The following is a 6,964-nucleotide window of genomic DNA, read 5'->3' on the forward strand; positions in this document are numbered from 1 at the left end:
CCCCCCGCTGCCGCCGGCCGCCGCGTTCGAGGACATGGACCTCCCCGAGGCCCTCCTGAAGACCCTCGCAGCCCAGGGCGTCACCGAGCCCTTCCCCATCCAGGCCGCCACCCTCCCCAACTCCCTCGCGGGCCGCGACCTCCTCGGCCGCGGCCGCACCGGCTCCGGCAAGACCCTCGCCTTCGGCCTGGCCCTCCTCGCCCGCACCGCCGGCCGCCGCGCCCAGCCGAAGGCCCCGCTCGCCCTGGTCCTCGTACCGACCCGCGAACTGGCCCAGCAGGTCACCGACGCCCTCGCCCCCTACGCCACCGCGCTGAACCTGCGCACCGCGACCGTCGTCGGCGGCATGTCGATCAACCGGCAGGCCGGCGCGCTGCGCCGCGGCGCCGAGGTGCTCGTCGCCACCCCGGGCCGCCTGAAGGACCTCATCGACCGCGGGGACGCCGTCCTCGACCAGGTCGCCATCACCGTCCTCGACGAGGCCGACCAGATGACCGACATGGGCTTCATGCCCCAGGTCACCGCACTCCTGGACCAGGTCGAGCCCGGCGGCCAGCGCCTGCTGTTCTCGGCGACGCTCGACAAGAACATCGACAAGCTCGTCCGCAGGTTCCTCACCGACCCCGTCGGCCACTCCGTCGACCCGTCCGCCGGCGCGGTCACCACCATGGAGCACCACGTCCTGTACGTGATGGACGAGACCGACAAGAAGGCCGTCGCCACCCGCATCGCCGCCCGCGACGGTCGCGTCATCATGTTCGTCGACACCAAGCGCGGCGTCGACCGCATGGTCAAGCGCCTCCTCGCCCAGGGCGTACGCGCCTCCGGGCTGCACGGCGGCCGCTCCCAGCCGCAGCGCAACCGCACCCTGGACTGGTTCAAGACCGGCGAGGTCACCGCGCTGATCGCGACGAACGTCGCCGCCCGCGGCATCCACATCGACGACCTCGACCTCGTCGTCAACGTCGACCCGCCCACCGACCACAAGGACTACCTGCACCGCGGCGGCCGCACCGCCCGCGCCGGCGAGTCCGGCAGCGTCGTCACCCTCGTCCTGCCCGAGCAGAAGCGCGAGATGTCCCGCCTCATGGCCGACGCCGGGATCTCCCCGCGCACCGCGCAGGTGAAGTCCTCCGACGACGAGCTGTCCCGCCTCACCGGCGCCCGGGAGCCCTCCGGCGTGCCCGTCGTCATCGAGGTGCCCCAGCCGGCGGCCCCGCCGAAGCAGCGCACCGGCCAGGGCGGCGGCGGACGGCGCCGTTCCGGACGCGGCCAGGGCGGCGGCCAGAACGGCGGCCAGGGCGGCGGGCGCGGCGGCACCGCACGCACCGAGGCCGGGACGGGCGCCGCGCAGGCCTCCGCGGACGGCCGGCCGCGCCGCACCCGCGGCACCGCCCAGGGCGGCGCCCCGGCCGCGGCCCGCACCGGCGGCTCCCGCTCCGGCGGCTCCCGCTCCGGTTCCTCCGGCGGCCGCCGCCGCTCCGGCGGCGACCGCCAGCCCACCGCCCGCGGCGGCGCCTGAGCAGCAGAAGGCGGCACCGGGGCCGAGCCCCGACCCGCCGAGCGGCACCGGGCCCGAAGCCGCGTCGGAGGGGGCGGCGCACCCGGGCAGCCGACCGGAGCCGTCCCCCTGGGGCAGCACCGCGGCCGGGCGGCACCCGAACGGGCCATGCCGCTGTCCGGCCGCCCCGCCGGGGAATCAGCCCGCGGGGCCGCCGCCGGAGGCCTCCAGCGCCTCCAGCCGAGCCAGTACCGCCCGCGCCTCGGCCATGATCCGCTCCACCAGCTCCGCGCACGACGGCAGGTCGCCGATCACACCGGCGACCTGCCCCGACGCCATGACCCCGAGGTCGGTGCGGCCCTCGACCATCGACGCCCGCAGCAGCATCGGCGTGTTCGCGGCCAGCAGCACCTGGCTCCACGACAGCTCGCGCCCGTGCCGCATCGCCAGCCCGTCCCGCACCATCCGCGGCCACGACAGCCCCGACAGCCTCCGGAACCCCGCCGCGTGCCGGACCGCCCGCAGCAGCGCCCCCGCCCGCCCCGCCCGCTCCAACCCGGCCACCAGGTCCGTGCGCAGCATCCGGTGCGGCATCCCGTCCACGGCCCGGGTCACCGTCACGTCCCCGACACCGGCCGCCAGGTAGCGGGCCTTCACCGGATCCGGCACCGTCGAGTCCGAAGTCAGCAGGAACCGCGTCCCCATCGCGATCCCCGCCGCCCCGTACGACAGCGCCGCGACCAGCCCGCGCCCGTCGTGGAAGCCGCCCGCCGCAACCACCGGGACGTCCACGGCGTCCACCACCTGCGGCAGCAGCACCGTCGTCGCCACCTCCCCGGTGTGCCCGCCGCCCTCGCCGCCCTGCACGAGGACCGCGTCGGCCCCCCACGCCGCGACCTTCTCCGCATGCCGGCGCGCCCCGACCGAGGGGATCACCACCACGCCCGCGCCCTTCAACCGGGCGATCAGCTCCCGCGACGGGGCCAGCGCGAACGACGCGACCCGCACCCCCTCCTCGACGAGGATCCGGACCCGCTCGGCGGCATCCCCGGCGTCCGCCCGCAAGTTCACCCCGAACGGGGCGTCCGTACGCGACCGCACCTCCCGCACCGCCGCCCGCAGCCCGTCCGCCGTCATCGTCGCCGATGCGAGGATCCCCAGTGCGCCCGCGTTCGCCGCGGCCGACACCAGCCGCGGCCCCGCCACCCACCCCATGCCCGTCTGCACGATCGGGTACCGCACCCCGACCAGCCGGGTCAGCGCCGTCTCCATCCCCTCAGCCCCGCACTTCCCGCTCGCGCAGCCCCGCCGGGTCGAGGACCTCGCGGAGCAGCCGCAGCTCCCGCGCGGTCGGCTCCCGCGTGTACGGGACGTCCTCCTGCACGGCGAGCGCGAACCCGGTGGCCTCCCGCACCTCCTCCACCCCGACGCCCGGGTGCAGGGAGGCGAGCCGCATCGACCGGTCGGGCGTCGCGAAGTCGAACACGCCGAGGTCGCTGACCACCCGGCCCAGCCGGTGGAAGCGGCCCGCACCACCGGCCGCCGCCCGGTCGTGGCCGACCCCGCACACCATGTCGACCCGCTCCACGAACACCCGCCGCGAATGCCGCGGCACCCAGTAGGAGACCGGGTGGTTGACCGTGTTGGCGGGGGCGCCCCGCACGCCGAGGAGCTGGCGGTCCGGCCGCTCCCAGTCGCCGATGCAGGAGATGTTCTGGTTGCCGTACCGGTCGATCTGGCTCGCGCCCATCATCACGTGCCGCCGCCCGCCGGCGACCAGGTCCAGGTGCCGCCGGTAGGGCAGCCAGCCCTCCACCTCGCCGCCCGGCCCCACCAGCAGCGCCTCGCCGTCGGTCAGCAGCAGGTCGGGGGAGAACGTCAGCCGCGCCAGCCGCGCCCCGAGCGAGGGGATCGGCCCCATCGGGCTCGCCAGGACCTCTCCCGCGCCCCGCCACTCCTCGGCGCACGCCACCACGCAGTACTCCGCCCGGCTCACCGCGGCGCCCGGGCCCGCCGCCGCTCGTGCGTTCACGTCCACTGCTGCCGCTCCCCGTGCCAGGCGCGGACGGCGCCGCGGTAGTCGTCCTCGGTGCGGCCCGCCAGGAAGCGCGCGGCGAACTCGGGCCAGGGGGTGGTCGCGTACAGCTTCTGGAAGGCCTCGTCCCGCCCGTGGTCGGGGGCGCAGGAGGTGAAGTGGGCGCCGCCCGGCGCCTCCACGACACCGGTGACGGTGTGCCGGCCGACCAGCAGGGACTGCGGCGGCCCGGCCTTGGCGAGGTCCGCGGTCTCCACGAGCTGCTCGCAGGAGAGGTAGGCGGCGTCGGCGGCTGCGCAGAACAGGTCGTCGAAGTACGGGTCGGGGCCCAGGTACTGGCCGTTGCCGAGCCGGTCGGCGCGGTTGACGTGGACCAGGGCCGCGTCCAGCCGCAGCGCGGGCACCGCGACCAGCTCCTCGCCGTCGCCGTACGGCGAGACGACCGTCCGCAGTCCGGGGTCGACGCGCAGCACGTCCGAGCCGAGCCCGGCGCGCACGGGGAGGAACGGCAGCCGGTTCGCGGCGGCCCGCAGCCCCCACAGGAACATCGCCTCGTCGTACTCGGTGAACGCGAACGCGCCGCTCTCGCGGGCGGCCCGGAAGTGCGGCTCCAGCGGGATCGAGTCGAGCGTCGCGAACGGCGCCACGAGCCGGCGGATCCGGCCGGCCGCGGCGAGCATGCCGACGTCCGGGCCGCCGTACGAGACCACGGTCAGGTCCGTCACCTGCGAGCGCAGCAGCGCCCGGACCAGCGCCATCGGCTTGCGCCGCGAACCCCAGCCGCCGATGCCGACGGTCATGCCGCTGCGCAGCCGGCCCACGGCCCCGTCGGCCGTCATCGTCTTGTCGGTCACGGCGCCCCCGCCTTCCCGAAGGTGTCGCGGACCCGGTCGGCGATGCCGCCGAGGGCCGCCTCGAAGGTGAAGCCCTGCTCGAAGCGGTAGCTGCGGCGCACGTCGACCGGGTCGATGCCGTTGATGGCCGCCTTCGCCATGCGGATCAGGCTGCCGTCCTTGCGGGCGATCTCCGTGGCCAGCGCCAGCGCCGCCGCGCGCAGCCCGGCCCTCGGGACGACCTGCCAGACGGAGCCGTGGGCGTGCAGCTCGGCGGCGGTCACGGTGCGCGAGGTGTAGTACAGCGTCCGCATCAGGTGCTGCGGGACGAGCCGGGCCAGGTGCGTGGCGGCGCCGAGGGCGCCCCGGTCCAGCTCGGGCAGTCCGAACGCGGCGTCGTCGGAGGCCACGACGGCGTCCGCGTTGCCGACCAGGCCGATACCGCCGCCCAGGCAGAAGCCGTGCACGGCCGCCACCACCGGCACCTCGCACTCGTACACCGCGGCGAAGGCCTCCTGGCAGCCGCGGTTGGCGCCGATCAGGCGGGCGTGCCCGCTGTCGGACTGCAACTCCTTGATGTCGACGCCCGCGTTGAAGCCGCGGCCCTCGGCGGCGAGGACGACGCACCGGACGTCCTGGTCGCGGCCGGCGGCGCGGAGGGCGTCCGCGAGGTCGTACCAGCCCCGCACGGGGAGGGCGTTGACGGGTGGGAAGTCGACCGTGACGAGTGCGAGGCCCTTGCCGGGGCTTGAGGTGGAGACACCCATGGGCGCATCAGCTACCTTTCCACCAAACGTTTGTTAGGCGAGGAAGGTAGCAGCCCATGGAGCTCGGCGGGAGGGTCGTGGTGGTCACCGGCGGAACCCGCGGCGTCGGGGCGGGAATCGCCCGGTCGTTCCTCGCCGCGGGCGCGGACGTCGTCGTCTGCGCCCGCCGGCCGCCCGACCGGCCCGTCGCGGCCGGCGGCCGCACCGCCGCGTACGCGCCCGTCGACCTGCGCGACCCGGCCGGCGTGCAGCGCTTCTTCGACGACCTCGGCGGCCGGACGGGAGGCCGCCTCGACTGCCTCGTCAACAACGCCGGCGGAACCCCGTACCGGCCGCTGGCCGAAGGCGCCGCCGAACGCCACGCCCGCGTCGTCCAGCTGAACCTGATCGCCCCGCTGACGGCCTCCCTGGCCGCCTACCCGCTGCTGCGGGAGTCCCGCGGGTCGGTGGTCATGGTCGGCAGCGTCAGCGGCTCCCGCCCCTCGCCCGGGACCGCCGCGTACGGTGCGGCCAAGGCGGGCCTGGAGCACCTGGCCCGCTCGATGGCCGTCGAATGGGCGCCGCGGGTCCGCGTCAACACCCTGGTCCTCGGCATGGTCGCCACCGAATCGGCCCACCTGCACTACGGCGACGCGGAGGGCGTCGCCGCCGTCGCCGCGACGGTCCCCCTCGGCCGGCTCGCCGACCCGGCGGACGCAGGCGAGGCGGCCGTGTTCCTCGCCTCCGACCGCGCCGGATACGTCAGCGGGGCCGCCCTGCTCGTGCACGGGGGAGGCGAGCGCCCGGCGTTCCTGGACGCGTCAACCGCCCACAAGGAGGCCTGAGATGAGCAGCAGCAGCGTCAGCGGTTCCGGTTCCGGTTCCGGTGCGAGTACGGGTGTGGGTGCGGGCGGCGGGATGGCGCGGGGGAGGGTCGTCGCCGTGACCGGCGCAGGGCGGGGCCTCGGGCGGGCCCACGCCCTGGCGTTCGCCGCGGAGGGCGCCCGCGTCGTCGTCAACGACCTCGGCACCGGACCGGACGGGCGCCCCGCCCCCGGCAGCCCGGCCGCCCGCGTCGTCGAGGAGATCCGGGCGCTCGGCGGCGAGGCCGTGGCGCACGCGGGCGACATCGCCACCGGCGCCGGCGCCGCCTCCCTCGTGGAATGCGCCCTGGCGGCCTTCGGCAGGCTGGACACGCTCGTCAACAACGCGGGCTTCCTGCGCGACCGGATGCTCGTCAACCTCGGCGAGGACGACTGGGACGCGGTCGTCCGGGTCCACCTGAAGGGCCACTTCCTGCCGCTGAAGCACGCGGCCGCGCACTGGCGGGCGGAGGCCGCGGCCGGCCGCACCCCGGACGCCCGCGTGGTCAACACCTCCTCGGGGGCCGGGCTGGCAGGCTCGGTCGGGCAGGGCGCCTACAGCGCGGCCAAGGCCGGGATCCTCGGGCTGACGCTGGTCGCGGCGGCGGAGCTGGGCCGGTACGGGGTCCAGGTCAACGCGATCGCGCCGGCCGCCCGGACCCGGATGACCGAGGAGGTCTTCGCGCAGGCGATGGCGGCGCCGGAGGAGGGGGAGTTCGACGCGATGGCCCCCGGGAACGTATCGCCGCTGGTGGTCTGGCTGGGCAGCGGCGCCTCGGCCGGGGTCACGGGGCGGGTCTTCGAGGCGGAGGGCGGCCGGATCACGGTCATGGAGGGCTGGCGGCGCGGCCCGACCGCCGAGGCCGGCGGCCGCCGCACGCCCGGGGAGGCCGGCGAGGCCGCCGCGAAGCTCCTTGCCGCGGCCCGCACCCCGCAGCCCGTGTACGGCGCCCGCTGAGGTCCCGCCGGTGGCGGGAGAACGGACG

Annotated in this window: 7 protein-coding genes; 3 read left to right on the plus strand and 4 right to left on the minus strand. The window is 76.5% G+C overall.

The genetic code is table 11. The features are described from left to right. Window positions 1-1,522 (plus strand): DEAD/DEAH box helicase (locus EF903_RS25915; RefSeq protein ID WP_399421701.1); only part of this gene is annotated, 1,522 nt, incomplete at its 5' end. Window positions 1,523-1,699: 177 nt separating this feature from the next. On the opposite strand, the gene EF903_RS25920 is transcribed toward EF903_RS25915, so the two are convergent. Genes EF903_RS25920 through EF903_RS25935 form a run of 4 tightly spaced genes read right to left on the minus strand, consistent with a single transcriptional unit; the run spans window position 1,700 to window position 5,136 of the window. Then, window positions 1,700-2,773, minus strand: coding sequence for a nitronate monooxygenase family protein (locus EF903_RS25920; protein WP_125547091.1), 1,074 nt, complete (start codon window positions 2,771-2,773; stop codon window positions 1,700-1,702). A 4-nt stretch (window positions 2,774-2,777) separates the two neighbouring features. Continuing rightward, the gene (locus EF903_RS25925; RefSeq protein ID WP_125547093.1) at window positions 2,778-3,533 is read right to left on the minus strand and encodes a CoA-transferase subunit beta; all 756 of its coding nucleotides are present in this window, start codon (window positions 3,531-3,533) and stop codon (window positions 2,778-2,780) included. Further along, window positions 3,530-4,390, minus strand: a complete 861-nt coding sequence (locus EF903_RS25930) for a CoA transferase subunit A (protein ID WP_125547095.1) — start codon at window positions 4,388-4,390, stop codon at window positions 3,530-3,532. The genes EF903_RS25925 and EF903_RS25930 overlap by 4 nt, the downstream gene beginning before the upstream one ends. Further along, window positions 4,387-5,136 (minus strand): enoyl-CoA hydratase family protein, encoded by a 750-nt coding sequence (locus EF903_RS25935; protein WP_125547097.1) that lies wholly within the window; start codon window positions 5,134-5,136, stop codon window positions 4,387-4,389. The genes EF903_RS25930 and EF903_RS25935 overlap by 4 nt, the downstream gene beginning before the upstream one ends. Window positions 5,137-5,192: 56 nt before the next feature. Between EF903_RS25935 and EF903_RS25940 the strand changes: the two genes are divergently transcribed. Together EF903_RS25940 and EF903_RS25945 are read left to right on the plus strand one after the other, a co-directional pair. Beyond that, window positions 5,193-5,960: an SDR family oxidoreductase gene (locus EF903_RS25940; protein WP_125547099.1), complete on the plus strand. Its 768-nt coding sequence runs from the start codon at window positions 5,193-5,195 to the stop codon at window positions 5,958-5,960. Between the two features lie 73 nt (window positions 5,961-6,033). Beyond that, complete coding sequence (locus EF903_RS25945; protein ID WP_260615925.1) at window positions 6,034-6,936, plus strand: SDR family oxidoreductase; 903 nt, start codon at window positions 6,034-6,036, stop codon at window positions 6,934-6,936. Window positions 6,937-6,964: the final 28 nt, after the last annotated feature.

Origin of the sequence: Streptomyces sp. WAC05292 (assembly GCF_003949955.1) — a bacterium.
Lineage (GTDB): Bacteria > Actinomycetota > Actinomycetes > Streptomycetales > Streptomycetaceae > Streptomyces > Streptomyces globosus.